Below are 21,107 nucleotides of genomic sequence, written 5' to 3'. Positions count from 1 at the left end.
GAGAATATTTCGGCTGATTGTCACCCTCGTTTGTCGGCATATTCTATTTTAAGTGATCATTGTTAATAATAATTCCCTAGAAGGTCGCTATTAATTATCTGTGGGATATTGATTCGTTTCTTCGAAAAGTCGTTCTTTCCTTTGCTCAGTCTAGCATAAACCCTTTTTCCAAAAACTTTGATGAAATTATTGGGCGTGAGCGCCAGAAGTTCAGGCATGGGTTTCGACGGTGAGGATGTATTCCAGGAGCCCTTCTTCGGTGGGAATCTCCTCACCCTTTTCCAGGAGATGCTCAATATAGAGTTCGATAACCTCCCGCGCCATCGCTATCGCCTCGTCGACGGTCTCCCCAAAGGTGACGCACCCCGGAAGTGTCGGCACGGTGACGGTATACCCACCTTCCGGCTCTCTTCGGAGGAGGATACGGTAATTCAGACATCTCATCGGATTGCACCCCTGCTCGTGAAGTACGTTACCCGGTGATGCATAAAGGGTATCCGTGCGGGTGTTACCCCGCAGTTGAGAACCCACGAAGAACACATTCACAGACGAGACAACCGGCCAGGAGATGTTGGTCAAGTATTATCACGACAAAGAGAGATGCTATTCTATCGGTGAGATCATGAGGACGTTCACGGCTGTGCTCTACAGGGAAGAGGATATGTACGTCGCGGAGTGCCCGGAGGTCGGCACCGTCAGCCAGGGGAGGACGGTTGAAGAGGCGGTGGCCAACCTCAAAGAGGCTACGGAGCTGTACTTAGAAGAATTCCCGCTGGAAGATGGGAGGCGGCCGATCATCACGACGTTCGAGGTGGCCGAGGGTGCCCGGGCTTAAACCCACCTCAGGCGAGGCAGTGATCAAGATACTCTCGAAACAGTATGGATTCGTCGTAAGCGGACAATCCGGGAGCCATGTTCGCCTTTCAAAGGAGACCCCAAACGGAAAAGTGGGGACGGTCGTCCCGCTGCACAACGAACTGAAGATCGGTACACTTCGCAGCGTCCTGAAGCTGGCGAAGATCGATCCTGAGGATTTTGCCCGGTATCTTTGAGAGTGGCCTTCTCAGCTGGCCGCAGGCCGCGCTGCACCTGTCCTGTATAACAGGTTGAAGTTTTACAACAGATCTTTAATCTCCTCCCGCTCAATCCTGGCCTGCTTGAGGATCTCCAGAAGCGTGCCGGTCGGATGGTCCCGCCCGTGCACCGGGACGACGGCCCGGCGCTTTGTCTCCGGGTGATAAAAGAGGTGGTGGCTCCCTTTCACCCTACGTAGCGGTCGGTAGAGGATGAGCCCCTCGATCACCGGCCCCTTCTTTTTCAGAATCCTGGTAGCGTGCAGACACCCCCCGAACCGTCGGAACTCACTCATCTTTCCCTCGGCTCACTCGTGTGCAACATTGTAAATATGGTAAGCACTTACAATACTACCATGACTGCAACCAAGAGGATTCCCGTCTCGGAAGGGGTATGGGCGGAGATCTCCGAGCTGAAGCACCCCGGCCAGACCTTCGATGATCTCCTCTCGCAGATGGTCGAGCAGGAGAAGAAGCGCCGGTTCATCGAGGATATGGATCGCATCGAGGCCGAAGGGGATTTCGTGGAGCTGGAGTTTGACGTTCCGGATACTGATTAACAAAAAGGCCCTTGAGAGCATCCGGAGCCTCAGCGCAAAGAGCCGGCGGATAGTCATGGAGCAGCTGAAAACCCTCCAGGACGATCCGTATCCCGGCAGCGGAAGCGACAAGGAGCGCCTGTACGTGCACGGGCGGGAAGATACCTATCGACTTCATATCAGCCGGACATTCACGGCATTCTATCGCATCCATGAGCAGGAGCTGGAGGTTCACGTTCTTGCCGTGATGTCGATCGAGCAGGCGCACAAACGGTATGGATGGTTCTGACGGCCTCCCGAGCCATCGCTATCGCCTCGTCGACGATCTCCCCGAAGGTGACGCAGCCAGGAAGGGTCGGCACAATAACAGTATACCCGCCTTCCGGCTCTTTTCGGAGGAGGATACGGTAATTCAGGCTTCTCATCATATTATAACCCCGCTCGTGAATGGTACAGGCCCCGATGGGGGCATAGTGGTGTCTGTGCCTGTCCCCATCGGGGGCCATCCTTTTTTGGGTCGACGAAAAAGCATATGAAGCATCGAACCAAGCAGGTTGTATGGCAAAGAATCAGCGTGCCGACGTTAAGAACCCCAACAACCCCTCACACAAAGCAGCAGCGGACAACAGGGCGAATCAGCTCAACCCGAACAACACAGCCACGAAGTCCGGCAGATCTAAGAAGTGATTGCCTGAAAAACGTCCTACCTTTCTCCACGATGTGCATCTTGCCCGCATCAGGCCGGGCCTTTACTCCATAGCGGAGCAATCCGCAGATCTCCACATCCTTTATCACCTCCCGCTCCAACATCTACTCAAAGTTGAAAGTCGCCTATGCCTGACGATCTCATAGCAATCGTAGAAGAATCCGAGGACGTGAACAGCGCTCTCATCTCCCGGGTGCGCCTGGAGATACTCTGGGCGCTCTCCGAACTCGGCGAGGACGGGGCCACCGCACGGCAACTCAAGGCCGGGCTGAACCTGAGCGACGGCGTGCTCTACGCAAACCTCAAGAAACTTGTCGAGATGGGGTACCTCCGCTCCGAGAAGGTGACGATCGAGGGGAAGGAACTGGACCTCTACGCCATCACCCCGGAAGGACTCGCCGAGTGGCGGCGCGTCCGGGGCTGGCTCTGCAAACTCCTGGGCTGCGAGGGTGATACCTGTGAACGATAGAAGCAAAGTCATTGCCTGCTTCCGGGAAGCGGGATTCCGGATGGACAAAGACCGATTCGAGCACCGGCTCATTGCCCAGAAGCTCGTCTACCTGCTGAGGCTGAAGGGCGTCGAGTTCGTGTATCCGTTCCGCCTCTACGTCCGGGGGCCGTATTCAGCGCTCCTTGCGCGGGAATACTACCAGCACGCCGATGAGTTTTCCCGGTGCGAAACGGAGAGCACGCTCTCTCCCGCCGAGGCGGATGCCGTTGCCGGGCTCACCGGCCTCTTCGATAAAAGCCCGTCCCTGCTTGAGATCGGAGCGACCTACGGGTACCTGGCCTACGAGATGCGCCAGCCGCCGGAGCAGGCATACCGGATGGTCCGGAGAATGAAGTCCTTCTACTCAAATGAGCAGATCGTCAAGGGCGTCAACCGGGCAAAGCAGTACCTCTTCGTCCCCACCGACGAAGAGAAGGCGGCGCTCGACGCCGAGCTAGGGGAGTGGCAGCGGGCCGGTATCCGGTCGATGAGGCATTAGGATGGGCCGGAGCAGGGGCGATATCTGGTTCGTCGATCTCACCGACGCACGGGGGCACGAGCAGAGCGGGCTCCGGCCCGCCGTGGTGCTCGCCGTCTCTTACGGGGGGATGACAATCGTGGTTCCGCTCACGACGACTCCGGCGGCTTTTTCGTTCCCGCACACCTACGGCATCGAGAAGAGTTCACAGAACGGGCTCTCCTCCAACAGTGCGGCGCTGGTCTTCCAGATCGTTGCCCTCTCAGAAGACCGTTTCGTCAAAAAGATCGGGCGATGTTCTGTCGAAGATATGGAAGCGATAAGCGTTCTGTTGAAGGATCTGTTATTGCTGGAATAACCGGCGGACGATCTCGCTCCGGGAACGCTGAACAGTGTTCTCAAACAGGCAGGGCTGAAAGGATTGAATAATGTATCGATTTCTTGTCATCGTCGAGCAGACCGACGGCAACTACTCGGCATACTCCCCGGACATTCCGGGATGCGTGGCGACCGGAGCGACTCGCGAGGAAGTGAAAGAGCGGATGCACGAAGCGATTGAGTTCCACATCGAAGGGCTCCGGGAGGATGGGCTCCCTATTCCGCCGTCACGGTCTTCAGCAATCTACGTGGCGGTCGGTAGAGGATAACGTCCTCCTGTCACCAAACCCCTTCTTTTCCAGAATCTTAACGGCTTTCCGGGCCGTGAGCGCCGGAAGTTCAGGCATGGGCCTCGACGGTGAGGGTGTATTCCAGGAGCCCTTCCTCGGTGGGGATTTCCTCACCTCTCGCTAGCATGCCCTCAATGTAGAGTTCAATTGCCTCCCGTGCCATCATCGGTTCGGTGAGGAGCGGGTTCGCCGGCACCGACCCGTGAGCCTGCCGGAGTTTTTCGAGAGGGACGGCGGGAGGGTACCAGGGTTCCAGATCTCCAGGCGGTCGGAGAAGAGCATCACCTGGACGCTGGCCGGTGTAGTCGCGGTGGGCGACGGCGTTCACGATCGCCTCCGCTGCCACCTCCTTCGGGATATCGTAGCGCACTGGGGCCTGTGGGCCGGGTAGTGCAGGTGATCACGGCGTATCCCTCCCGGCAAGCAGGGCACGGCCCCTCTCAGTGATCCGGTACTTCTGGTTGCTGCTCCGGGGCCTGTCCGGGATGGTCATCTCGATCAACCCCGCCTGCATCAGTGGTTTCAGCACGGAGTTCCTGAACTTGGTGCGGTTCGTTCTCCCTGCAACGTCCATAAGTTCGGAGATCGACGTCTCCGCCACACAGGTGCGCAACACTTCGACTTGGTCCCCACTTAGTCCCAACTTGGTCCCCACCAGGTCCCTCGTTTGAGCACCTATCACCAGGTCTCGTCCCGGGCGCCACAGAACCTGGACGAACTGCTGGCCGTTCTGCCGGAATTCCGGCGGCGGCAGTCGTCGCGCTACCATATCGCATCATGTATCCGCCGTCGGCGAGGACCTTGATCGCCCGGCGAACTTCACCGCGCATTGGGCAGTCCCACACGAGGGGAAGAGCGGGGCGGAGACTGCCTCCCCGCACGCCACCCGCCGAAAGGAGACAAGCGGGACGATCCAGGCCCCCGTCCGGGTCCGGATCACCAGCGCTCTGCCTGCCGGATTCACCGCCGCATGTCCCTCGATCGTCAATTCGGCTGTGATAATCCCACGCTCACCGACGCTACTCATCTCCGCCTTCAATTATCTCCCAGCGGCCACCTTTTGCCGGGCCGACGCGTTGCACCTTTCCGGACTGTTTGAGCTTTGCAAGTTGCATCTCTATGGCCCGGGTGCTCTTGCCCAGTGCTTCGGCCATCTCCGGTATGGTGATCTCTGGCTGTCGCCGGATCATGTCCAGGATTAACCCCGAAGTTTTCCCCGAAGTTTTCCCCGAAGGTTCTTCCCCTCCCTGGACCCGGCGAACGATCGTCCGGAACCCGTCGCTGACCGCAAACTCCGGCTCCGGCGTGGCCTGCACCTTCGCGATGCTACCCGGTGGAACGGATGCGGTCGACCTCGTCGAGGATAGACCGGATCTCCCGCTTGAGCACGGGGAGATCATCCTGTATGGTCAGGAATACCGCTTCGTAGTCCACACCGAAGTAGTGATGGATGATTTTATCCCGCATCCCTGGCCGGCCTCTCTCCAGGGAGCCTCCGGATAACTCTCGCGCAACTCCGGGGAGACCTTCTTTGCCGCCTCGCCGATAATGGTCGGCATGCGCTCGATCCCGGCGCGTTCCAGCCGGCGGTTCCGGAGGTCCTGCGCCGACGAAATTCCTTTGGAGAAATCCTCGATGCTTATGATGGCATCAAGGATGTGGCGGAGATATGCGGGGTCCTCCGGCGTCATAGATCACCACGGCATCACGGTATATTGCATCGGCAAGGTAAGGGCTCACGGCGTTCTCGGTGACAAGATCCACGTCTCTCCCGAGAGCACGCCGGAGTTCGTCCTCGATTCGAACAAGCTGGAAGAGACTCTTTTTGCGGGCGAACCTGACCAGGATGTCGATATCACTTGCTGCGCCGGCATCTCCCCGGGCATAGGAGCCGAAGACCGCAATCCAGTCGGCACCGTTCCGGGTGAGTATACGAACGATTGCCTCACGGGACTTCTCCGTTAACCTGCTTTCAGCCATTCGCTCGCCCCTCATCCTTATGCTACTGTCAGTATTACCGCGCTCCGTCATCAGTCTTTTGAAAGGTGAAGCGAGTCCGGCCTGGTACAAACGCACCGGACAAAACTCCGGTAATGATTAACGGTCAAAATTACGGGCCGCGGGCAGGATCCGGAGGTCTTCCTGGCCTGCACAGGCCGCGGGCACCTCGGCGGGATCGTAGCGGAGCCGGACTCTCCTCGCCCTTCTCCAGGAGCCCCTCAACATAGACCAGGGCGGCCTCCCGTGCCATCGCTGTCGCCTCTTCAACGATCCCCCCGAAGGTGACGCAAGCACGGGCGAGGCTCGGCACGATGACGGTATATCCGCCTTCCGGAGGAGGATACGATACCGCAAATTCCTCATTGCAACACCCCCTGCAGGTCATGTCGGCTCAGTGCCTGTTCACAACGGTATATTCCCGAATGATATATCCGATCCGTGCGGGCGCCACCTTGCCCGTCTTACTCACAGACGAACGGGTTTACGATTTCAAGTGCGCAGATCCCGGAAAAATCACTCCCGTTCCGGGTGACGAGCGCGCACTCATGCGTGAGGGCAGTGGCGGCAATGACCGCATCGGGGAGTTTCATCCCGCACGTTCGGCAATCCTATCGGTCAGAGGATATACTTCCGCCGAGCGGATGAAGTCCCGGGCCAGCGCGTATCCCTCCGGGGTATGCTTCTTCCAGCCGAGAAACTCGATCTTCGTGATGATCGAGATCCGGAACGAAGAGGTGAGCATCTCTTCTATCTCGCCCACCCTCTCCGGCGGAATGGCGTCTGCGAGGTACTAGATGAGGATGTTCGTATCGAGCAGGTACCGTTTCATATCCGGTTCCACTCGTTCCGCAAGTTTCGGGCCTCGGTTTCCAGGTCGAGATCCCGGTCCCGGTATATGCCCCGGTATCTCGCGGGCTCGGCAACCCCGATCGGTTCATCTGCAGGCTTTTCGGCGGTCAGGCTCTCCCAGAGATCGATGGGCACGATAACGTCGGTCTTCCTCCCGTCTGCATCGCAAATGTACTGTACTCCCATGCCGCACACTCCAGATATGCGTATGTGGGAGTTCCAGGCAGATTATAGTTGCCCTGCCCCGGCGCCCCTCATCAAGAGGGGCCACGCTCCTGCTCCCTTCGTGACAGGGGGTCTGGGGCCGGAGAGATCGTTATCCTCGCGGAGGTGCGTCGATCAGGCAGGACGACGCTCTCTTTTCCGGATCGTCGACGACCCTATCCGCAGCCGCCCGACCCCGCGTCCGAATCGGCCGGAGCGGAATAAAGGTCAATACGGTTGAAGGCAGAAACGTTGACGCGAGCATCTCCATCGCCGGAACGGTTCGTTTCCCCGGGGCAGTATGGAGATGTTCTCTCGCTTCAGCAGGAACGGTACGAGCCATGGAGATGCATAAGGAGATTCTTGCCACATTCCCCGGCCTCTCGGTTGCAGAAGGTGATGTCGGGCGGCTGTCGGTTCAGGAGAAGAGTCCGGCCCTAAATGCCCTGAAAGACGAGACCGTCCGTCTGGCAAGAGAACGGTATACGCTGGAGAGGATCAAGGATGAACCCCTGTTCAGGGCGTACAGGGACTTCTTCTGGAGGGTGGGCGTCGATCCGACCAAGACGCGGCCCGCCTCGGAAGCGCTTGTCCGAAGGATCCTGGGCGGGAAGATGCTCCCGGCGATCAACACCGCGGTGGATGCCTATAATCTGGCCTCAATTCGCACCGGAATACCCATTGCGGCGTTCGACGCCGATACCCTGGGCGGGGAGCTCGTTATGAGGTTTGCAGAAGAGGGGGAAGCGTTCCTCGGCATCGGGATGGCCGCACCCGTCACGCTCCATACGAACCAGGTTATCCTGGCGGATGAGGATGCGATCGTCGCCGTCTACCCGTACCGTGACTCGGATGCGACAAAGATCACCCTCGCCACAACGACGGTGCACATCGTGGCATGCGGCGTGCCGGGGATTGAGCGGGAGAAGGTGTGTTCGGCATACGACCTGGCTGCTGCATACCTGCGGGAACACGCTTCGGTCCGGGGATGATTCGGACAAACCGGTTGCCGAAACCTACATGTGGTTCTCCGAATAGGGACGACCATGAAGATCATACTGACCAGGGTATTTGTCGACGACCAGGAGAGGGCTCTGAAGTTCTACACCGGAACACTGGGCTTTGTGAAGAAGAACGATGTTTCTGCCGGAGATTACAGGTGGCTTACCGTCGTCTCCCCCGGCGACCCGAACGGAACCGAGCTGCTGCTTGAGCTGAACGATAACCCGGTAGTCCGGGCATACCAGAAAGGGATATTCGAACAGGGCATCCCTGCCGCGTCCTTTGGTGTCGAAGACACCCATGCGGAATACGAGAGGCTGAAAGCACAGGGCGTGAAGTTCACGATGGAGCCGACGGAAGTTGTCGACCGGGTGATCATAGCGGTCTTCGACGACACCTGCGGCAATCTCATCCAGATCCAGACGCTGCAAAAATAAGTTGTTTCACTGAGGCGGCCCGCCCCTGGACTCCCTCACTTTTTACCGGTTCCCCCGTGTACAACATTGTAAATATGATAAGCACTTACAATGCTATCATGGCTGCAACCAAGAGGATTCCCGTCTCGGAAGGGATATGGGCGGAGATCTCCGAGCTGAAGCGCCCCGGCCAGACCTTCGACGACCTCCTCTCGCACATGGTCGAGCAGGAGAAGAAGCGCCGGTTCATCGAGGATATGGACCGCATCGAAGCCGCAGGGGATTTCGTGGAGCTGGAGTTTGACGTTTCGGATACTGATTAACAAAAAGGCCCTTGAGAGTATCCGGAGCCTCAGCGAAAAGAGCCGGCGGATAGTCATGGAGAAGTTGAAAACCCTCCAGGACGACCCGTATCCCGGCAGCGACAGGGAGCGCCTGCACGTGCACGGGCGGGAAGATACTTACCGGCTCCATATCAGCCGGACATTCACGGCATTCTATCGCATCCATGAGCCGGAGTTGGAAGTCCATATTCTTGCCGTGATGTCAATCGGGCAGGCACACAAACGGTACGGGTGGTTCTGACCTCTTTTTTTTGACTGAGATTCGAAAGTGCGTCAGTTCGGACCGTTTTTGCAGTGATTCATACGCGGTGAGATCGCGCGGGTATAGCCTTGAGCCGCCCTCCCGGATCCCAGTAACATAACAAAATCGTTATATAACATATCTGTTATATAACACTCTCATTGGGTACACCATGTTGCCTGTAGGGAGTCCCGCAACGGGAGACGACTTCATCGACCGCGAGCGCGAGACCGCGTTCATCCTGGACACGATCGAGAAAGACCACGTCATGCTCGTCGCTCCCCGGCGGTTCGGCAAGACCTCGATCATGCGAAAGATCGAAAGAGACCTCGCGAGCAGACACAAGCCGTGCGTCTTCCTCGAGGTCGAGAGCGTCAACTCGCCGGGAGAGTTCATCACCGATCTCGTTACGGCGCTCGTCGAGTGCGGGGGAGCAAGCCACAAGACCCGGATCTTCTCGGCGCTCGAGAAGGCGTTCGCCCGGCTGCAGGAGAACCTCGACGAGATTGAGACCCCGGTCTTCAGGGCAAAACTCCGCAGCCGTCTCCGGGCGGAGTTCTCGGACGACTGGCTCGAGAAGGCGAGGAAACTGGATACGATCTTTGCAGAGATCGACGGCCCGGTCTGCATCATCCTCGACGAGTTCCCGGTTGCCATACAGAACATGGAGGCCGACGACGCGAGAACGTTCCTGCACTGGTTCCGGCGGCTGCGCCAGGTTTCGGCAGGGGTGAGGTTCATCGTCGGGGGCTCGGTCAGCATCGACCACGTCGTCTACGGCGTCGGCGGAACCCCGGTCATCAACGACTTCCGGAGGGTCGGCATCGGCGGGTTCGAAGAGAGCGTCGCCCTCTCCGTCGTCGAACGCGTTGTTCAGGATGAAGGGTGGGAGTATTCCCCGGAGACCGGGCGGACCGTCCTCGACTGCGTGGGCGACCCCTGTATCCCCTACTTCCTCATGATCGTCCTCTCCGGCCTGAAGGAGGAGATCGAGATCTCCGGCGGCGCTCCCTCACCGGCGCTGGTCGATCGGGTTTACAACAAACGAATCCTCGGCAGCGAGGGGCGCCACTACTTCGAGCACTACTCGCGCCGTCTCCGGATCACCTACTCCGATCAGGAAGCAAAAGCCGCACGGGCCATCCTGGGCAGGGTGAGCGCCGCAGAATCCCTGTCCGCAGCCATCGCCTACGATATCTTCAGGCGGAGCACCGGCTCAGAGAGCGAAGATGCGTTTTTGGCGCTGCTGGCGCAGTTGAACCACGACTTTTACGTCGCCATGGAGACTCCCGGCGAGCTGCGGTTCTACTCGAAGATGCTCCGGGACTGGTGGAGGATTTACCATGCCGGCACCGGGTAGCGCGGCTGTCTGCCGCTACTCTCCCGGGGCGCTGGATAACGAGACGCTCCAATACCTCCTCGTCGGCCGGGAAGACCTCCTCGGGGAGATGCTGGAAGAACTGGACCGGGCGTCCCGGAGCGGAACGCCGCGGTTCTTCCTCCTCACCGGCTCCCGCGGCGCCGGGAAATCCCACCTGCTGAGCCTGCTCTACCACAGGGTCCGCGACGAGCTCTCCGGGCGAATCATCCCCGTGAAACTCGCGGAGGAGGAGTACTCGATATTCAGGGCGTCCGACTTCTTCCTCCGGGTGCTCGAGGAGATGGGGATCGAGACTTCAACGATCGCCGCGCTCGACGACGACCCCCTGGTCCGGGACGCCGCGGTCGATACCCTCGCCGAAGCGGCCGCCGGAAGACGGATCGCGGTATTCGTCGATAACGTGCACGAACTCTTCATCCAGATGGACAGGGGTGAAATCCGGGCGCTGCGGTCGGTATTCCAGCGGACGGATCTCTTCTCGATGGTCGCGTCGGCACCGTCGCTCTTCCCCGGGGTTGCGGACCACGACGAGCCGTTCTACAACTTCTTCCGGGTCTTTCACCTCCGGGGACTCGAAATTGCCGAAGCGAAGGAACTCATGAAGAGGGTCGCACGGCTGGACGGCAACACCGCCTTCGTCGAGAACTTCTCCGATTACGAGCCCGGCATCGAGGGGCTGCTGCACCTCGCCGGCGGCAGCCCGCGGCTGGCCGTCCAGGCGTATGAGGCCGTCTCGAGAGCCGGAACCAGGGATATGGCGGCGGTCTTCTTCAGGATGACGGACGAGCAGACGCCCTACTACCGGGAGGTGTTCGGGAGGCTTCCCGGGCAGCGGAGGCTCATCTTCGATACCGTCCTCAGCGCGGATACCCCCCTTACGCCGAAGGATATCGCGGAACGTGCCCGGCTGAACCCGGCAACGGTGACCGCGCAGCTCCGGAGGCTGGAGGCGGACGGCTACGTCGTCTCCCGCCCGATGAGGAAGCGGACGTCGTACGAGGTCCGGGATCGCCTCTTCTGGCTCTGGCGGGCGATGCGCAGACCGGCCGGCCGGGACCGCGTGAGTGCTCTCATCGAGTTCCTGGAGGCCTGGCACGAACGGGAGCCGTCGCATGCCGCCGTGACGCGGGCGCAAATGGCGCGGCTCTCGCTCGATCGCGCACGGGAGGAACTCCTGAGCGGAAACGAGGCGAACGGCCTCTCCCTGATTGGCGAGGCATACGGGCACGCGGAAGACCTTGACCCGGGCACGGTGCGGCGGATCACGGCGGGTTTCCTGAAAGGGATTATCAGTGAGGGGCGGGTCGGCGTGATCAAAAGCGCCGTTCGCGGGATCGTCGCGTCCGGGGGCGCCGGGTTCGAGCGGTTCCTAAAACCGGTCGCTGACGCCGTGGCAATCGTCGAGGCGAACGACACGCGGTTGTATTACTCAAAGTTGCAGCCGGAAGAGAGAGCGGTCGTTGCCGGGATTGTACGGGTGATCACGGGATCGGAGGAGCTGGCTCCGGGGCTCTAGGTTCCAGTTGACGTGAGAACGTTTGGGAGGCGGACAGGGTCGACACAGTGTCCCGGCATGCCTTCGAGAGAGGACCCCGGGGATCGCATTTTGTTTGATTATAACCCAACAAAAACAAACATTTATGCTGGAGTATATTCCAACAAACCATATGCCCTCGCCCCTCGCCCTCCTCACCGCCCTCAATCCCTGGTGGAGCGGCAGACCCTTCGATGCGGGTATACTGCGGGAGAAGTACTTCACGAAGATACAGAAGTATCTTGGAACCGGAGAGATCGTTGTCCTTACGGGGGTGCGGCGTTCAGGCAAGACAACGCTCCTCTTCCAGGTCATCGACGATCTTATCCGCAACCGCGGGGTCGATCCGCGGTCGATACTCTTCGTGAACTGCGATGAGCCGGAGATTGCCCGGCTCGAGAATCCGCTTGAGACGCTGCTTGAGACCTACCGCAGGGACGTATACGGTGGTGATAAGGCCTACCTCATCCTTGACGAGATCCAGACCGTCGAGGGCTGGGAGCGGTGGGTAAAGTCGCTTTACGACCGGAAGCAGTTCAGCCTCATCATATCCGGCTCGACGTCATACCTCCTCGACTCAAACCTCTCGATGCTCATCGCCGGGCGGTATCTTCCGGTTCACATCTACCCGCTCGACTTCGCGGAGTACGTGGTCTTCTCGGGCGAGGACCTGCCGCACGACCCTGTCACGCTCGCGGCGGCGAGGTACCGGCTCCTGCACCTGCTCGGCGAGTATCTCAGGGAAGGGGGTTTTCCGCAGGTCGTCCTTTCGGATGACGAGACGATCCGGCGGGACCAACTGAAGGCATACTACGACAGCATCGTCTATCGCGACATCGTGCGGGTCAACGAGGTGCGGAACCAGAAGGCGCTCGCTGATCTGCTCGTATACTGCATGACGAACGTAACCTCACCCTACTCCTACCGGAACCTCCGGGAGGTGCTCGGCATCGACTTCGAGACGATCAAGGAGTACCTCTACTACGCACAGAGGGCGAAGATCCTCTTTGAAGTCCAGTACTTCAGTTACTCGCTGAAAACACAGAGCCGGAACAATAAAAAGATCTACTGCATCGACAACGGTCTCCGGAATGCCGTATCGTTCCGGTTCTCGGAGGACGAGGGAAGACTTGCGGAGAACCTCGTCTTCATCGAGCTCAAGAAGCAGGGTCGTGAGGTCTACTACTGGAAGAAGCAGGGCGAGGTTGATTTCGTGGTTAAAAACCCCGACCGGTCGCTCTCGGCCATCAACGTCTCGTATACGGATGCTCTCTCCACCCGGGAGGAAAAAGCGCTGCTTGAATTTGCAGACCTCCACGGCTCCGGGGTGCGGGAGTGCATCCTTCTCACGAAAGATACGGAGAAGAGAGAGGGAGCCGTCCGGTATATCCCGCTCTGGAAGTGGCTGCTCGGCGCCGGCTGAGGTCGGTCGTGCCTCTCTCCAGGCGTCCCGGAGGTCTTTCGGCCGATAAGCGCCCTGAACGAGCCGGGTACTCCTGCCCGCGCCCGGTATCCGAGAGCGCTCTCCATCAGCCAGAGCGGAATGCCGGCAAAGAGCAGGGCGATGACGTAGGGCAGAAGAAACGCCCCGCCGTTGTCATAACAGATATAGGGGAAGCGCCAGAGGTTTCCGAGGCCGATTGCCGCCCCTATCCCGGCGAGTACGAAGGTGAGCCGTGAGCTCCAGCGCTCTCCTGCACTCATTACTCAGATATCTTGAGTCCGGGGCGGGAAAGATATGTCGTTATCGTTCGCAGATGCAGCCCGGGAAAGGTCTCTTTACCCCGGTATGGTAGGGGCCGTGGGTTCAATACCGCTTGGTCAGCCCTTTTTCGCAATAGATAAAATATCTCAGGCTGAATTCCGGAACTGCCGGGATTCATGCATCGCCCCTTCTGATGCGGTTCGACCCGGACCGGTACTCTTATCCTCCTCGCGTTCCAGGATTCCAGATTGCAGCCTGTCGCTATTCTGCGTCGTGCAAGGGATGCTTCCGGGAAGAGTCGAAGAACAACCTCGCCGCCATCTTCGCCTTCCCGGAATAGAACTAGGAAAATGGTTCCCGCTGGTCTCACCAATACCCTGATGAGGCATTCGCGCCCACGCTCTCCAGGATGTGCCGGGATGGATCTTGCGACGTTCTTTGGAGATGAGGGAATTGACGTTTTCTCCTGGGTTGGCATCGAGGATATCCCCGATGCCGACAGGGCGTCGGTGCTGGAGTTCTTCCCGGCCGCCCAGTCCGTGATCGTCTTCGGGAGGGAAGTCCCGATCCCGGTGTACCGGATGCCGCAAAGAGAGAAGACCCGGGAGATGCTCCGGATTGCGGAGAGCCTGGAGAACACTGCCGTACGGCTCGCCGGCCGCCTGGATGCGGAGCAGATCCCGGCCCGCCCGGTTCCGCTCTACCTGCCCGTGCGGATTGTCGACGGGAGGGTGCAGGGGGTCGTCCGGCTGAAGCAGGTTGCAGCGGCCGGGGGGCTCGGGGAGATTGGGAAGAATACTGTTCTCCTCAACCCCCGCTTTGGCCCACGGCTGCTCCTCGCCGGTGTCGTGGCCGGCTCCCCGGCTCAGGAAGCCGGGTACAGGGCTGCAAGCACTGACGCGCCGCTCTGCACCGGGTGCGGAGTCTGCATCCGGGCATGCCCGGAAGGGGCGATCGGCCCGGACGGCGTCGACGCGTTCCGGTGCCGGACCGTGCGTGCATGGGTCCCGCCCCCGGTCGTCCCGGCCGTGAAATGGCTGCTCCGGCGGCAGTTGCTGCTCAGGAGTGTGACCCCGCTTGCGCCGCTCGTCGCCCGGACGGCAACGATCCGGTGCAGCCTCTGCGTCACCGGGTGCCCAAAATTTCCAGGGGTTGAGGGGAAGGAATAAGGGTTCGGTTGTTCCCCGTTTGAACCCTGCAGAACCGGTTAAATCGTTCCCGGATCAATATCACGTATGGACATCTTCGACTCGGTCTACCACGGCACGCCCCCCCTGGGAGATCGGCCGGCCCCAGAAGGCGTTCGTCGAGCTCGCCCGGGCGGGAGAGGTTACCGGCTCCGTCCTGGACGTGGGGTGCGGAACGGGGGACCATGTCCTCTTTTTTGCGGAGGAAGGGCATGAGGTGCTCGGGATCGACACCGCCGCTCTTGCGATCCGCAAAGCCGAAGAGAAGGCTGCCGGAAGAGGGCTGCAGGCGCAGTTTCTCGTCCGGGACGCACTGGACCTCTCCGGGCTTGAGCGGACGTTCGACACCGTCATCGACTCCGGGTTTTTTCATACCCTCTCCGACGAAGACCGGCCGGTCTTCGTGGATAACCTCGCGGCCGTTCTCGCGCCCGGCGGGAGGTACTTCATGCTCTGCTTTGGCGACCAGAATCCCGGCGAATACCCTCTGCCGAGAAGGATCGCGGAGGGAGAGATACGGGATGCCTTCCGGGACGGGTGGCGGATCAACTACATCCGGCCGGCGATCTTCGAGAACAGCATCCAGCCCGAAGGACACCATGCCTGGCTCGCGTCGATGACCCGGTCCGGGGAATGACGTGAGCGGCTGCCCCGGAACGATTATCCCGCAGGAAGCGCTATCTCCCTTGCGAGGATCATGGAGGATATTCCGCTCCGGAGGTTCCTTCCTGGGGACATCGAGGACGTGAGCAGGCTCGTCGTCGAGACGATAGAGGTTTCGTATGCAAAAAGCTACCCGCGGGAAGCGATAGATTACTTCCTCGAGTACCATACCGTGGAGCAGATCCTTCTGGATGCAGACCGGGGCTGCACCTTTGTCCTCGAGCCCGGCGGCCGGATCGCCGGCACCGGAACCCTGCTCGGCACGACGATCAAACGGGTCTTCGTGCATCCCTCCCGCCAGCGCAGGGGATACGGCGCCCTCCTGATGCAGGCCCTGGAGCGGGAGGCGCTCCGCCGCGGCATCGGGAGAGTCGATCTCTCCGCTTCGCTGCCGTCGAAACGGTTCTATGACCTGCTCGGGTACGCGACGGAATGCGAGGATTACATTCCCGTCCGAAACGGGAAAAGGCTGGACTACTACACGATGGTGAAGGCCCTGGGAGAAGGCCGGTAGGCCGCGTGTTCCGGGGCTATTGGCCGCCTTCCGATTGCGTATTGTTCGTCGTATCCCGGGTGAGATGCCTGTCGATATGCCGGAAGAACTTCCAGTGCAGGAGCAGGTGGACGATTATCAGGGCGGCAAACACGAGACTCGAGTTGTCGTGCATGACAACCCACTGGCTGCGGGGGATGTCGAGGAACAGTTCCCATCCGCTGCCCCGCCCGCCTCCGGAAGGCAGGACAAGATAGAGCACGAGTCCCGAAATAACCGAGGGAATGAACGTGATCAGGCATCCGATGTCGACGAGCGCGTTGATGGCGATCTGCTTCATGGTCACCCCTGTCATTTGCAGGATATATATCCTGCGCCCCCGGATCTGGTGGACTGATATGTCCGGAGGTCGATATCTTCAGGCTGCACTGCGTGTGCACGGGACGGCGTGATCAAAACGAGCTGGCAGGATTTTGCAATTACCGGCATCACGGTACTCTTCGCGGTCATGCTCCTGCCGCAGCTCCGCGACGTGCTGTCGCGCGGCGCCGTGCTGAACTTATTCACGGCGCTCTTCACGAGCATCCTCGGTTACAGCATGGCGCTGGTCTTCGCCACACTCGGGCTCTGGATCTCGATGGTCGGCCAGGGGCTCGTTGCAACCGTGTGGATGCTGCTCGCGTGCTTTTCGCTGCGGAACGTGCGCAACCGCATGTTCCCGCAAGAGTCGCTCGCATCCGTCGCCCTGGATTTCTTTACGGTCTGGGTGCAGGGCGTGGCCTTCACCGTTTCGGGCGGCGTGAAGGAGATCTTCTCACGGATCAGCCGGGAATGACCGGCTCCGGCCCGCATCCCTGCCGGTGAAGGTGGCTCCCGTCGTTTCCGGAAAGGATAACTCCTCGTGCGGTGAGGGCGTAGTATGGAGCGCACCACGTCCGGGGCCGGCCGGTGTACGGCAGGAGCGGATCGAATGGCTCTCCTCGAGGAGATCGCCGCGTTCGTCCGTGAGCATAACGAGATCCTTGCCCGATACCATCGCTACTCGATGGACGACCTCAAGCGGATCGAGCAGGAGTGCTGGAGGCTGCACGACGAGGCGTGCAACAGGGGCGCCTGCGGGAGCGCCGCGGGACTCGTCGAACTTGAGTACCTCATCGGCCGGGCGAAGGAGATGAAGGCGAAAAGGATGGAGGAGGAGAGAGGCCCGGGTTGACCTGACGGCTACGTCGAAAGTTACGAAACGGGATCTGCGCCTTCGATGCCGGGCGGTGAATATCCTGCCCGGCTCGTCCGTCTCTTCGACGCCGGGTATCTTCACACCCGCGGGGACGTAGAGGGTGGCGTCCGGGGCTCCCGCCCCTCTTGAAACAGTCCTGAAGATACCCGGACTAACCGATCTTTAAGAGGATGGATACCAGGACGAAGAGGAGCAGGCCGTTGATCACGACGATCCCCGCAATGACCATCCCCGGGACGAGGCCCGGCAGCAGCATGCTGATGCCGAACGCGATCGCCACGACGTTCAAGACCGTCAGGGTGACCAGGAGCCGTTTGAGGATGGGCGGGAGAGGGGCCGGTTCGGCGGCAGCGTGCAGCATCGGGAGGAACCGCTTCGTAAGGAGAATCGCTCCCCCGGCGATGTTGAGGATCGCGAGGAGCACCTGGATCACGCCGGTCAGGATGCCCGGAACGATGCAGGAGAAGATCCCGATGGCGGCGAATGCGATCCCGATCCCGATCAGCAGCCGTGAGCGCCTGTACTGGCCCATCGGGGTCTCCCCCAGGGCCAGCATCTGGACGGCCATGATGACGAGCAGCAGGCCGAGCTGGCCGTCCGGGGAGAACGGGAGCATCCCCAGGTTCACCGGGAAGAGCAGCAGCCCGAGGAGCACCAGCAGCACGCCGACCGGGATGACCACGGCAATCGAGAGGGGGAGGGATGCCTCTTTGAACAGGCCGGTGCCGCCGGTTGTCCGGGGATCGGTCACGCCGATCCCTCCTGCGGATACAACCGGCCGACTTTCTGGATGCACCAGGCAAGGTAGAAGAAGCCGATGCCGTAGATGATGAGGAGGACCGCGGTCTGTGGGTCGGTGGTGATGCCGGGAAGGAGCGTGACGAGGCCGAGGATTATCGACATCACGTACACGATGATGCAGGCGATCGTCAGGTGCCGGAGTATTCCGGAGACTTTCAGCCACAGCCGGGCTTTATCTTCGGAGAGGAACAACTGCGCGAGAAGAGCGATCCCCCCGGCAAAGAGGAGTGTGCCGACGAGGATGCGAACCGGCCCGGCCAGCAGTCCGGGAACAAAGCAGGCGGCCATCCCGACGACCGCCGTGCAGACCCCGAGAAGGATGACCGCCCACGAACGCCGGAGATCGCCGAACGGGGTCTTTCCCATCGTGATTACCTGAAACGAGACGATCACGAGAAAAAGCCCGTAGGTGCTGTCCGGGGCATACGGCAGTTCGCCCGCATGAATCCTGAAGAGGAGCAGGCCGAAGAGGGACATGAATACCCCGAAGACGAGCAGGATGACGACCTCGAGGGAGAGATCGGGTTCCGCTCTCGCGACTGGATCGCTTTCCTCTCCCGGCTGGCTGGAATGTCCCATAATTGCATCTCCCCGGTTCTATCCGGAGACCGACGGATAATTATCGCCGGTTGAGTGAATACCATGATCTAAATTTATAATTTATTTATACGTTTGTATTCCGTCCCCGGTTGGCTCTGCCGCACCATGAGCGGAACCCGTTCTCGATATATTTGCCGTATTACGGCGCTGATCCGGCAATGTAATAGTGGAGCGCGAAAGTTGCCCCGGTTGGCATATTAGGGTTTAATATGGTGGCTTTTCTAAATCCGGTGCAGGAGAAGTAATATTCAAAAGGTATATGCCTAATGGGATGGCATGAAACTGATTGGAGAACATTATGTTCCGACCGCAGGACGATTTTACGTATCTGATGCCGGTCCACTTCGGGGGCGGCAAATTCGACCCGGAAACCCTGGTCACGCAGAAGGCGACCGCCCTCTCCCTCAGTTTCGAGACCGAGAGAGACCTCCTTGAGAACTACATTCCCGAGGGGTTCGAACTCCTGGCACCTGAGGTGCAGGTCGCGTTCAACAAATTCACCGAGATCAACTGGCTGCACGGCGGCCAGTACAACCTGATCAACGTGGCGGCACCGGTCCGGTTCCACGGGAAGAAGGACGAGCTCGACGGCGCCTACACGCTGGTGGTCTGGGAGAACAAGACCGCCCCCATCCTCGGGGGGCGGGAGCAGACCGGCATCCCGAAGATCTATGCGGATATCGAAGACTTGCACATCGTCCGGCCCCACTTTGCGACGACCGTCAGCTACGAGGGGAACACCTTCCTCAACATGGACTTCGAGGCCACGGGATCGATCACCGGGCGGGACCTGGATGCCCTGAAGTCGCAGTTCCTCACCATGAACACCCTCGGGTGGCGGTACATCCCGAAGGTCGGGGCTCCGGGAGCGGAACTCTCCCAGTTCGTCCTCTACCCCCAGGGCATGGAGGTGGAGACGGCAGAGGTTGGAAAGGGCAGCCTGAAGTGGACCGAGCTGACCCCGATGCAGAGTCCGGCCCAGTACTACATCGTCAACAGCCTCGCGTCCCTGCCGATAAAACGGGTGACGCAGGCGGTACTGGTCGAGGGAAGAGCCATCCTTCGCGCGATGGGCGCGAGGGTGATCGAATAAAGGCAGGGATCATGGTGGATTCGGATTACTATACGGGCAAGGTCTGCGTCGTCACCGGTGCGAACTCCGGGATCGGGTACGCGATCAGCGAAGAACTCTTAAAGAGGGGAGCAATCGTCTACATGGCCGGCCGCAGCCGGGAGAAGGTTGCCGCGGCCGTCGCCCGGCTCTCCGCATACGGTGATCGGGCACGCCCGCTTGTTGTGGACGTGACGAAGCAGGAGCAGGTGCGGAAAGGTATCGAGGATACGGCGGCAGAGGCGGGCAGGCTGGATTTCCTCTTCAACAATGCAGGCGTCGGGGGGACCATCCCGTTCGAGGCGGCCACCCTCGACGACTGGAAGGCGATCATCGACACCAACATCTGGAGCGTCGTCTACGGCGTCCATGCCGCCGTACCGATCATGCTCAAACAGGGGTTCGGGCACGTCGTGAACACCAGTTCGATAGCGGGCATCGTTCCGCCCCCGTTCCAGGCGCTCTACTCCCTGACGAAGTACGGCGTCACCGGCCTTACCGAGAGCCTGAAGTACGAGTATGCGGATAAAGGGCTCTACTTCTCGACGATCTGCCCGGCAAACATCGCGACCCCGATCTTCAACAAGGGGATCGACGGGCAGGCCCGCGGCGAACTGCGGATCCCCGACGACGCGTATCCCGCCGATAAAGCGGCGGCGCTCATCCTTGACCGGGTCGCTGAACATAAGGGGATCATCGTCGTGCCCGAAGAACCCTACACCGACCTCTGGAAGGGGTATGTCCTCGGCGCCCCGGAGGTGGAGGAGCGGTTGCAGCAGATGGCACGCGAGCGGCGAGAGGCGTTCGAGAAGGGCGGGACATACTTCTGATACTCTTAAATCCATTTTCTCCCTCAAAAACACCGTAGCCGTGAATACCGGAAACCCTGCGCGTCCGACCGGCTGCACAGGCCCGGATCCGTCGGTTCGATCTTCACACGGGATGACGGGATCGAAATGACCCGGCAGGGTTTTGCAGTCGACATCACGATACTCTTCGCGGTCATGCTCCTGCCGCAGCTCCGCGCCGTGCTGAACTTCTTCCCGGGGCTCTTCACGAGCATCCCCGGCTACAGTATGGCACTGGTCCGCTACGTGTTCTTAACCCGGCTGAAGATAGACTTCGCATCATAGCGGTGCCGGGTTCTGTTCCTGCCGGAAAGATTGATGACACCCTATGGTGTATTATGGTGTATGGCAGTGGAGGCAACGATCAAGGTGACCCCGGAGGTGAAGGGGAGGCTGGATAAACTGAAAAACTACCCCCGGGAGACGTACAACGAAGTGATCGACCGTCTCACCCGGGATGCCCTGGAGGAAGCTGCCGAGGAACTGACGGATGAAGATATCCGTGATATCGAAGAGGCAATTGCGGATATTAAGGC

The 21,107-nt window shown here is 60.0% G+C and carries 40 protein-coding genes and 1 pseudogene; 25 read left to right on the top strand and 16 right to left on the bottom strand.

All coding sequences use genetic code 11. The features are described 5' to 3' along the window. Positions 1-210: 210 nt before the first annotated feature. Positions 211-444 carry a type II toxin-antitoxin system HicB family antitoxin gene (locus EI28_RS10240; protein WP_048114600.1) on the bottom strand — a complete coding sequence of 78 codons (234 nt, stop codon included), beginning with the start codon at positions 442-444 and terminating at the stop codon, positions 211-213. A 124-nt stretch (positions 445-568) separates the two neighbouring features. Between EI28_RS10240 and EI28_RS10235 the strand changes: the two genes are divergently transcribed. Beyond that, a complete protein-coding gene (locus tag EI28_RS10235; protein ID WP_231476735.1) occupies positions 569-835 on the top strand; it encodes a type II toxin-antitoxin system HicB family antitoxin in 267 nt (88 codons plus the stop codon). Next, the gene (locus EI28_RS10230; protein WP_048114599.1) at positions 822-1,052 is read left to right on the top strand and encodes a type II toxin-antitoxin system HicA family toxin; all 231 of its coding nucleotides are present in this window, start codon (positions 822-824) and stop codon (positions 1,050-1,052) included. The genes EI28_RS10235 and EI28_RS10230 overlap by 14 nt, the downstream gene beginning before the upstream one ends. A gap of 62 nt (positions 1,053-1,114) precedes the next feature. Here the strand turns inward: EI28_RS10230 and EI28_RS10225 are convergent, their stop codons facing one another. After that, on the bottom strand, positions 1,115-1,369 hold the full coding sequence (locus tag EI28_RS10225; RefSeq protein ID WP_048114597.1) for a type II toxin-antitoxin system HicA family toxin: 255 nt from the start codon (positions 1,367-1,369) through the stop codon (positions 1,115-1,117). A 60-nt stretch (positions 1,370-1,429) separates the two neighbouring features. Between EI28_RS10225 and EI28_RS10220 the strand changes: the two genes are divergently transcribed. Then, positions 1,430-1,633, top strand: coding sequence for a hypothetical protein (locus tag EI28_RS10220; protein ID WP_048114596.1), 204 nt, complete (start codon positions 1,430-1,432; stop codon positions 1,631-1,633). Next, a complete protein-coding gene (locus EI28_RS10215; protein WP_048114594.1) occupies positions 1,611-1,901 on the top strand; it encodes a type II toxin-antitoxin system RelE/ParE family toxin in 291 nt (96 codons plus the stop codon). The genes EI28_RS10220 and EI28_RS10215 overlap by 23 nt, the downstream gene beginning before the upstream one ends. Here the strand turns inward: EI28_RS10215 and EI28_RS14100 are convergent. Continuing rightward, positions 1,804-2,037, bottom strand: coding sequence for a type II toxin-antitoxin system HicB family antitoxin (locus EI28_RS14100; protein ID WP_231476737.1), 234 nt, complete (start codon positions 2,035-2,037; stop codon positions 1,804-1,806). The genes EI28_RS10215 and EI28_RS14100 overlap by 98 nt on opposite strands. A gap of 133 nt (positions 2,038-2,170) precedes the next feature. Between EI28_RS14100 and EI28_RS15310 the strand changes: the two genes are divergently transcribed. The 5 genes from EI28_RS15310 (at position 2,171) to EI28_RS10195 (ending at position 3,933) form a co-directional block, all read left to right on the top strand. After that, positions 2,171-2,299, top strand: coding sequence for a hypothetical protein (locus tag EI28_RS15310; protein ID WP_255342094.1), 129 nt, complete (start codon positions 2,171-2,173; stop codon positions 2,297-2,299). Between the two features lie 146 nt (positions 2,300-2,445). Then, positions 2,446-2,787, top strand: a complete 342-nt coding sequence (locus tag EI28_RS10210; RefSeq protein WP_048114592.1) for a transcriptional regulator — start codon at positions 2,446-2,448, stop codon at positions 2,785-2,787. After that, a complete protein-coding gene (locus EI28_RS10205) occupies positions 2,777-3,307 on the top strand; it encodes a hypothetical protein (protein ID WP_048114590.1) in 531 nt (176 codons plus the stop codon). Before EI28_RS10210 ends, EI28_RS10205 begins: the two co-directional genes overlap by 11 nt. 1 nt (position 3,308) lies before the next feature. Next, the gene (locus EI28_RS10200) at positions 3,309-3,644 is read left to right on the top strand and encodes a type II toxin-antitoxin system PemK/MazF family toxin (RefSeq protein WP_011843949.1); all 336 of its coding nucleotides are present in this window, start codon (positions 3,309-3,311) and stop codon (positions 3,642-3,644) included. A 70-nt stretch (positions 3,645-3,714) separates the two neighbouring features. Further along, on the top strand, positions 3,715-3,933 hold the full coding sequence (locus EI28_RS10195) for a type II toxin-antitoxin system HicB family antitoxin (RefSeq protein ID WP_048114588.1): 219 nt from the start codon (positions 3,715-3,717) through the stop codon (positions 3,931-3,933). Positions 3,934-4,116: 183 nt separating this feature from the next. On the opposite strand, the gene EI28_RS14930 is transcribed toward EI28_RS10195, so the two are convergent. The 9 genes from EI28_RS14930 to EI28_RS10160 all read right to left on the bottom strand — a co-directional run bounded on the left by EI28_RS14930 (position 4,117) and on the right by EI28_RS10160 (position 6,990). Next, a complete protein-coding gene (locus tag EI28_RS14930) occupies positions 4,117-4,236 on the bottom strand; it encodes a hypothetical protein (protein ID WP_082122707.1) in 120 nt (39 codons plus the stop codon). 118 nt (positions 4,237-4,354) lie between these two features. Next, a complete protein-coding gene (locus EI28_RS14095) occupies positions 4,355-4,570 on the bottom strand; it encodes a Fic family protein (RefSeq protein ID WP_155937350.1) in 216 nt (71 codons plus the stop codon). Between the two features lie 403 nt (positions 4,571-4,973). Further along, entirely contained in the window at positions 4,974-5,144 is a 171-nt protein-coding gene (locus tag EI28_RS14920; protein ID WP_231476734.1) for a hypothetical protein, read from the bottom strand. A 136-nt stretch (positions 5,145-5,280) separates the two neighbouring features. After that, on the bottom strand, positions 5,281-5,421 hold the full coding sequence (locus EI28_RS14915) for a DUF86 domain-containing protein (RefSeq protein WP_231476732.1): 141 nt from the start codon (positions 5,419-5,421) through the stop codon (positions 5,281-5,283). Beyond that, positions 5,364-5,645 (bottom strand): DUF86 domain-containing protein, encoded by a 282-nt coding sequence (locus EI28_RS15540; RefSeq protein WP_369792285.1) that lies wholly within the window; start codon positions 5,643-5,645, stop codon positions 5,364-5,366. The genes EI28_RS14915 and EI28_RS15540 overlap by 58 nt, the downstream gene beginning before the upstream one ends. Continuing rightward, positions 5,605-5,934 carry a nucleotidyltransferase family protein gene (locus tag EI28_RS10170; protein ID WP_048114582.1) on the bottom strand — a complete coding sequence of 110 codons (330 nt, stop codon included), beginning with the start codon at positions 5,932-5,934 and terminating at the stop codon, positions 5,605-5,607. Before EI28_RS10170 ends, EI28_RS15540 begins: the two co-directional genes overlap by 41 nt. A gap of 130 nt (positions 5,935-6,064) precedes the next feature. Further along, entirely contained in the window at positions 6,065-6,340 is a 276-nt protein-coding gene (locus tag EI28_RS13545) for a type II toxin-antitoxin system HicB family antitoxin (RefSeq protein WP_231476730.1), read from the bottom strand. Between the two features lie 201 nt (positions 6,341-6,541). Continuing rightward, positions 6,542-6,715: a hypothetical protein gene (locus EI28_RS14440; RefSeq protein WP_197018490.1), complete on the bottom strand. Its 174-nt coding sequence runs from the start codon at positions 6,713-6,715 to the stop codon at positions 6,542-6,544. 65 nt (positions 6,716-6,780) lie between these two features. Next, positions 6,781-6,990, bottom strand: a complete 210-nt coding sequence (locus tag EI28_RS10160; RefSeq protein WP_048114580.1) for a hypothetical protein — start codon at positions 6,988-6,990, stop codon at positions 6,781-6,783. Positions 6,991-7,349: 359 nt separating this feature from the next. Here EI28_RS10160 and EI28_RS10155 point away from each other — a divergent pair, with 359 nt between their 5' ends. From EI28_RS10155 to EI28_RS10125, 7 genes are all read left to right on the top strand, one after another. After that, positions 7,350-8,000, top strand: a complete 651-nt coding sequence (locus EI28_RS10155) for a B3/4 domain-containing protein (protein WP_048114578.1) — start codon at positions 7,350-7,352, stop codon at positions 7,998-8,000. A 54-nt stretch (positions 8,001-8,054) separates the two neighbouring features. Beyond that, positions 8,055-8,447 (top strand): VOC family protein, encoded by a 393-nt coding sequence (locus tag EI28_RS10150; RefSeq protein ID WP_048114576.1) that lies wholly within the window; start codon positions 8,055-8,057, stop codon positions 8,445-8,447. A 98-nt stretch (positions 8,448-8,545) separates the two neighbouring features. Continuing rightward, positions 8,546-8,749: a hypothetical protein gene (locus tag EI28_RS10145; protein ID WP_048114605.1), complete on the top strand. Its 204-nt coding sequence runs from the start codon at positions 8,546-8,548 to the stop codon at positions 8,747-8,749. After that, positions 8,727-9,011, top strand: coding sequence for a type II toxin-antitoxin system RelE/ParE family toxin (locus EI28_RS10140; protein ID WP_048114574.1), 285 nt, complete (start codon positions 8,727-8,729; stop codon positions 9,009-9,011). The genes EI28_RS10145 and EI28_RS10140 overlap by 23 nt, the downstream gene beginning before the upstream one ends. Before the next feature lie 172 nt (positions 9,012-9,183). Next, complete coding sequence (locus tag EI28_RS10135; protein ID WP_048114573.1) at positions 9,184-10,371, top strand: ATP-binding protein; 1,188 nt, start codon at positions 9,184-9,186, stop codon at positions 10,369-10,371. Beyond that, positions 10,355-11,908 carry an AAA family ATPase gene (locus tag EI28_RS10130; RefSeq protein WP_048114572.1) on the top strand — a complete coding sequence of 518 codons (1,554 nt, stop codon included), beginning with the start codon at positions 10,355-10,357 and terminating at the stop codon, positions 11,906-11,908. Before EI28_RS10135 ends, EI28_RS10130 begins: the two co-directional genes overlap by 17 nt. 151 nt (positions 11,909-12,059) lie before the next feature. Then, on the top strand, positions 12,060-13,349 hold the full coding sequence (locus EI28_RS10125) for an ATP-binding protein (RefSeq protein WP_048114571.1): 1,290 nt from the start codon (positions 12,060-12,062) through the stop codon (positions 13,347-13,349). 62 nt (positions 13,350-13,411) lie between these two features. Here EI28_RS10125 and EI28_RS15535 read toward each other — a convergent pair. Continuing rightward, positions 13,412-13,630: pseudogene (locus tag EI28_RS15535) on the bottom strand (sodium-dependent transporter); the annotation flags it as partial. Between the two features lie 420 nt (positions 13,631-14,050). On the opposite strand from EI28_RS15535, the gene EI28_RS13210 reads away from it, so the two are divergent. From EI28_RS13210 to EI28_RS10110, 3 genes are read left to right on the top strand one after another with little or no spacing between them, the layout of a single operon-like run. Beyond that, on the top strand, positions 14,051-14,800 hold the full coding sequence (locus EI28_RS13210; RefSeq protein ID WP_052379723.1) for a 4Fe-4S binding protein: 750 nt from the start codon (positions 14,051-14,053) through the stop codon (positions 14,798-14,800). 19 nt (positions 14,801-14,819) lie between these two features. Continuing rightward, positions 14,820-15,455, top strand: coding sequence for a class I SAM-dependent methyltransferase (locus EI28_RS10115; protein WP_048114570.1), 636 nt, complete (start codon positions 14,820-14,822; stop codon positions 15,453-15,455). A 60-nt stretch (positions 15,456-15,515) separates the two neighbouring features. After that, positions 15,516-15,995: a GNAT family N-acetyltransferase gene (locus tag EI28_RS10110; protein WP_052379722.1), complete on the top strand. Its 480-nt coding sequence runs from the start codon at positions 15,516-15,518 to the stop codon at positions 15,993-15,995. Between the two features lie 16 nt (positions 15,996-16,011). Here EI28_RS10110 and EI28_RS10105 read toward each other — a convergent pair whose 3' ends face one another. Further along, entirely contained in the window at positions 16,012-16,314 is a 303-nt protein-coding gene (locus EI28_RS10105) for a DUF4405 domain-containing protein (protein WP_197018489.1), read from the bottom strand. Positions 16,315-16,422: 108 nt separating this feature from the next. On the opposite strand from EI28_RS10105, the gene EI28_RS10100 reads away from it, so the two are divergent. Both EI28_RS10100 and EI28_RS10095 read left to right on the top strand, forming a co-directional pair. After that, entirely contained in the window at positions 16,423-16,809 is a 387-nt protein-coding gene (locus EI28_RS10100; RefSeq protein WP_011843967.1) for a hypothetical protein, read from the top strand. Between the two features lie 135 nt (positions 16,810-16,944). After that, positions 16,945-17,187 carry a hypothetical protein gene (locus EI28_RS10095; protein ID WP_231476726.1) on the top strand — a complete coding sequence of 81 codons (243 nt, stop codon included), beginning with the start codon at positions 16,945-16,947 and terminating at the stop codon, positions 17,185-17,187. 175 nt (positions 17,188-17,362) lie between these two features. On the opposite strand, the gene EI28_RS10090 is transcribed toward EI28_RS10095, so the two are convergent. Then, positions 17,363-17,962, bottom strand: coding sequence for a hypothetical protein (locus EI28_RS10090; protein ID WP_048114565.1), 600 nt, complete (start codon positions 17,960-17,962; stop codon positions 17,363-17,365). Then, a complete protein-coding gene (locus tag EI28_RS10085) occupies positions 17,959-18,591 on the bottom strand; it encodes a hypothetical protein (RefSeq protein WP_048114563.1) in 633 nt (210 codons plus the stop codon). Before EI28_RS10085 ends, EI28_RS10090 begins: the two co-directional genes overlap by 4 nt. A gap of 319 nt (positions 18,592-18,910) precedes the next feature. Between EI28_RS10085 and EI28_RS10080 the strand changes: the two genes are divergently transcribed. From EI28_RS10080 to EI28_RS10070, 4 genes are all read left to right on the top strand, one after another. Beyond that, complete coding sequence (locus EI28_RS10080; protein WP_011843971.1) at positions 18,911-19,705, top strand: acetoacetate decarboxylase family protein; 795 nt, start codon at positions 18,911-18,913, stop codon at positions 19,703-19,705. An 11-nt stretch (positions 19,706-19,716) separates the two neighbouring features. Then, the gene (locus EI28_RS10075; protein WP_048114561.1) at positions 19,717-20,553 is read left to right on the top strand and encodes an SDR family oxidoreductase; all 837 of its coding nucleotides are present in this window, start codon (positions 19,717-19,719) and stop codon (positions 20,551-20,553) included. A gap of 126 nt (positions 20,554-20,679) precedes the next feature. Beyond that, positions 20,680-20,856, top strand: a complete 177-nt coding sequence (locus EI28_RS14090; protein ID WP_155937346.1) for a hypothetical protein — start codon at positions 20,680-20,682, stop codon at positions 20,854-20,856. A gap of 60 nt (positions 20,857-20,916) precedes the next feature. Then, positions 20,917-21,107: antitoxin VapB family protein (locus EI28_RS10070; protein ID WP_048114559.1), on the top strand; the 191-nt coding region annotated here is incomplete at its 3' end.

The sequence above is a fragment of the Methanoculleus sp. MH98A genome, assembly GCF_000691865.1.
Taxonomy (GTDB): Archaea; Halobacteriota; Methanomicrobia; order Methanomicrobiales; family Methanoculleaceae; genus Methanoculleus.
This window is presented reverse-complemented; position numbering and strand designations above follow the sequence as displayed.

Bases quoted from the DNA above. Each gene is read 5' to 3' on its own strand.
- EI28_RS10240 (WP_048114600.1), bottom strand. From the start codon at position 444: ATGAGATGTCTGAATTACCGTATCCTCCTCCGAAGAGAGCCGGAAGGT.
- EI28_RS10235 (WP_231476735.1), top strand. From the start codon at position 569: ATGTTGGTCAAGTATTATCACGACAAAGAGAGATGCTATTCTATCGGT.
- EI28_RS10225 (WP_048114597.1), bottom strand. From the start codon at position 1,369: ATGAGTGAGTTCCGACGGTTCGGGGGGTGTCTGCACGCTACCAGGATT.
- EI28_RS10220 (WP_048114596.1), top strand. From the start codon at position 1,430: ATGACTGCAACCAAGAGGATTCCCGTCTCGGAAGGGGTATGGGCGGAG.
- EI28_RS14100 (WP_231476737.1), bottom strand. From the start codon at position 2,037: ATGAGAAGCCTGAATTACCGTATCCTCCTCCGAAAAGAGCCGGAAGGC.
- EI28_RS15310 (WP_255342094.1), top strand. From the start codon at position 2,171: ATGGCAAAGAATCAGCGTGCCGACGTTAAGAACCCCAACAACCCCTCA.
- EI28_RS10210 (WP_048114592.1), top strand. From the start codon at position 2,446: ATGCCTGACGATCTCATAGCAATCGTAGAAGAATCCGAGGACGTGAAC.
- EI28_RS10200 (WP_011843949.1), top strand. From the start codon at position 3,309: ATGGGCCGGAGCAGGGGCGATATCTGGTTCGTCGATCTCACCGACGCA.
- EI28_RS10195 (WP_048114588.1), top strand. From the start codon at position 3,715: ATGTATCGATTTCTTGTCATCGTCGAGCAGACCGACGGCAACTACTCG.
- EI28_RS14930 (WP_082122707.1), bottom strand. From the start codon at position 4,236: ATGCTCTTCTCCGACCGCCTGGAGATCTGGAACCCTGGTACCCTCCCG.
- EI28_RS14920 (WP_231476734.1), bottom strand. From the start codon at position 5,144: ATGATCCGGCGACAGCCAGAGATCACCATACCGGAGATGGCCGAAGCA.
- EI28_RS14915 (WP_231476732.1), bottom strand. From the start codon at position 5,421: ATGCGGGATAAAATCATCCATCACTACTTCGGTGTGGACTACGAAGCG.
- EI28_RS15540 (WP_369792285.1), bottom strand. From the start codon at position 5,645: ATGACGCCGGAGGACCCCGCATATCTCCGCCACATCCTTGATGCCATC.
- EI28_RS10170 (WP_048114582.1), bottom strand. From the start codon at position 5,934: ATGGCTGAAAGCAGGTTAACGGAGAAGTCCCGTGAGGCAATCGTTCGT.
- EI28_RS13545 (WP_231476730.1), bottom strand. From the start codon at position 6,340: ATGACCTGCAGGGGGTGTTGCAATGAGGAATTTGCGGTATCGTATCCT.
- EI28_RS10160 (WP_048114580.1), bottom strand. From the start codon at position 6,990: ATGGGAGTACAGTACATTTGCGATGCAGACGGGAGGAAGACCGACGTT.
- EI28_RS10155 (WP_048114578.1), top strand. From the start codon at position 7,350: ATGGAGATGCATAAGGAGATTCTTGCCACATTCCCCGGCCTCTCGGTT.
- EI28_RS10150 (WP_048114576.1), top strand. From the start codon at position 8,055: ATGAAGATCATACTGACCAGGGTATTTGTCGACGACCAGGAGAGGGCT.
- EI28_RS10145 (WP_048114605.1), top strand. From the start codon at position 8,546: ATGGCTGCAACCAAGAGGATTCCCGTCTCGGAAGGGATATGGGCGGAG.
- EI28_RS10135 (WP_048114573.1), top strand. From the start codon at position 9,184: ATGTTGCCTGTAGGGAGTCCCGCAACGGGAGACGACTTCATCGACCGC.
- EI28_RS10130 (WP_048114572.1), top strand. From the start codon at position 10,355: ATGCCGGCACCGGGTAGCGCGGCTGTCTGCCGCTACTCTCCCGGGGCG.
- EI28_RS10125 (WP_048114571.1), top strand. From the start codon at position 12,060: ATGCCCTCGCCCCTCGCCCTCCTCACCGCCCTCAATCCCTGGTGGAGC.
- EI28_RS13210 (WP_052379723.1), top strand. From the start codon at position 14,051: ATGGATCTTGCGACGTTCTTTGGAGATGAGGGAATTGACGTTTTCTCC.
- EI28_RS10110 (WP_052379722.1), top strand. From the start codon at position 15,516: ATGGAGGATATTCCGCTCCGGAGGTTCCTTCCTGGGGACATCGAGGAC.
- EI28_RS10105 (WP_197018489.1), bottom strand. From the start codon at position 16,314: ATGAAGCAGATCGCCATCAACGCGCTCGTCGACATCGGATGCCTGATC.
- EI28_RS10095 (WP_231476726.1), top strand. From the start codon at position 16,945: ATGGCTCTCCTCGAGGAGATCGCCGCGTTCGTCCGTGAGCATAACGAG.
- EI28_RS10085 (WP_048114563.1), bottom strand. From the start codon at position 18,591: ATGGGACATTCCAGCCAGCCGGGAGAGGAAAGCGATCCAGTCGCGAGA.
- EI28_RS10080 (WP_011843971.1), top strand. From the start codon at position 18,911: ATGTTCCGACCGCAGGACGATTTTACGTATCTGATGCCGGTCCACTTC.
- EI28_RS10075 (WP_048114561.1), top strand. From the start codon at position 19,717: ATGGTGGATTCGGATTACTATACGGGCAAGGTCTGCGTCGTCACCGGT.
- EI28_RS14090 (WP_155937346.1), top strand. From the start codon at position 20,680: ATGACCCGGCAGGGTTTTGCAGTCGACATCACGATACTCTTCGCGGTC.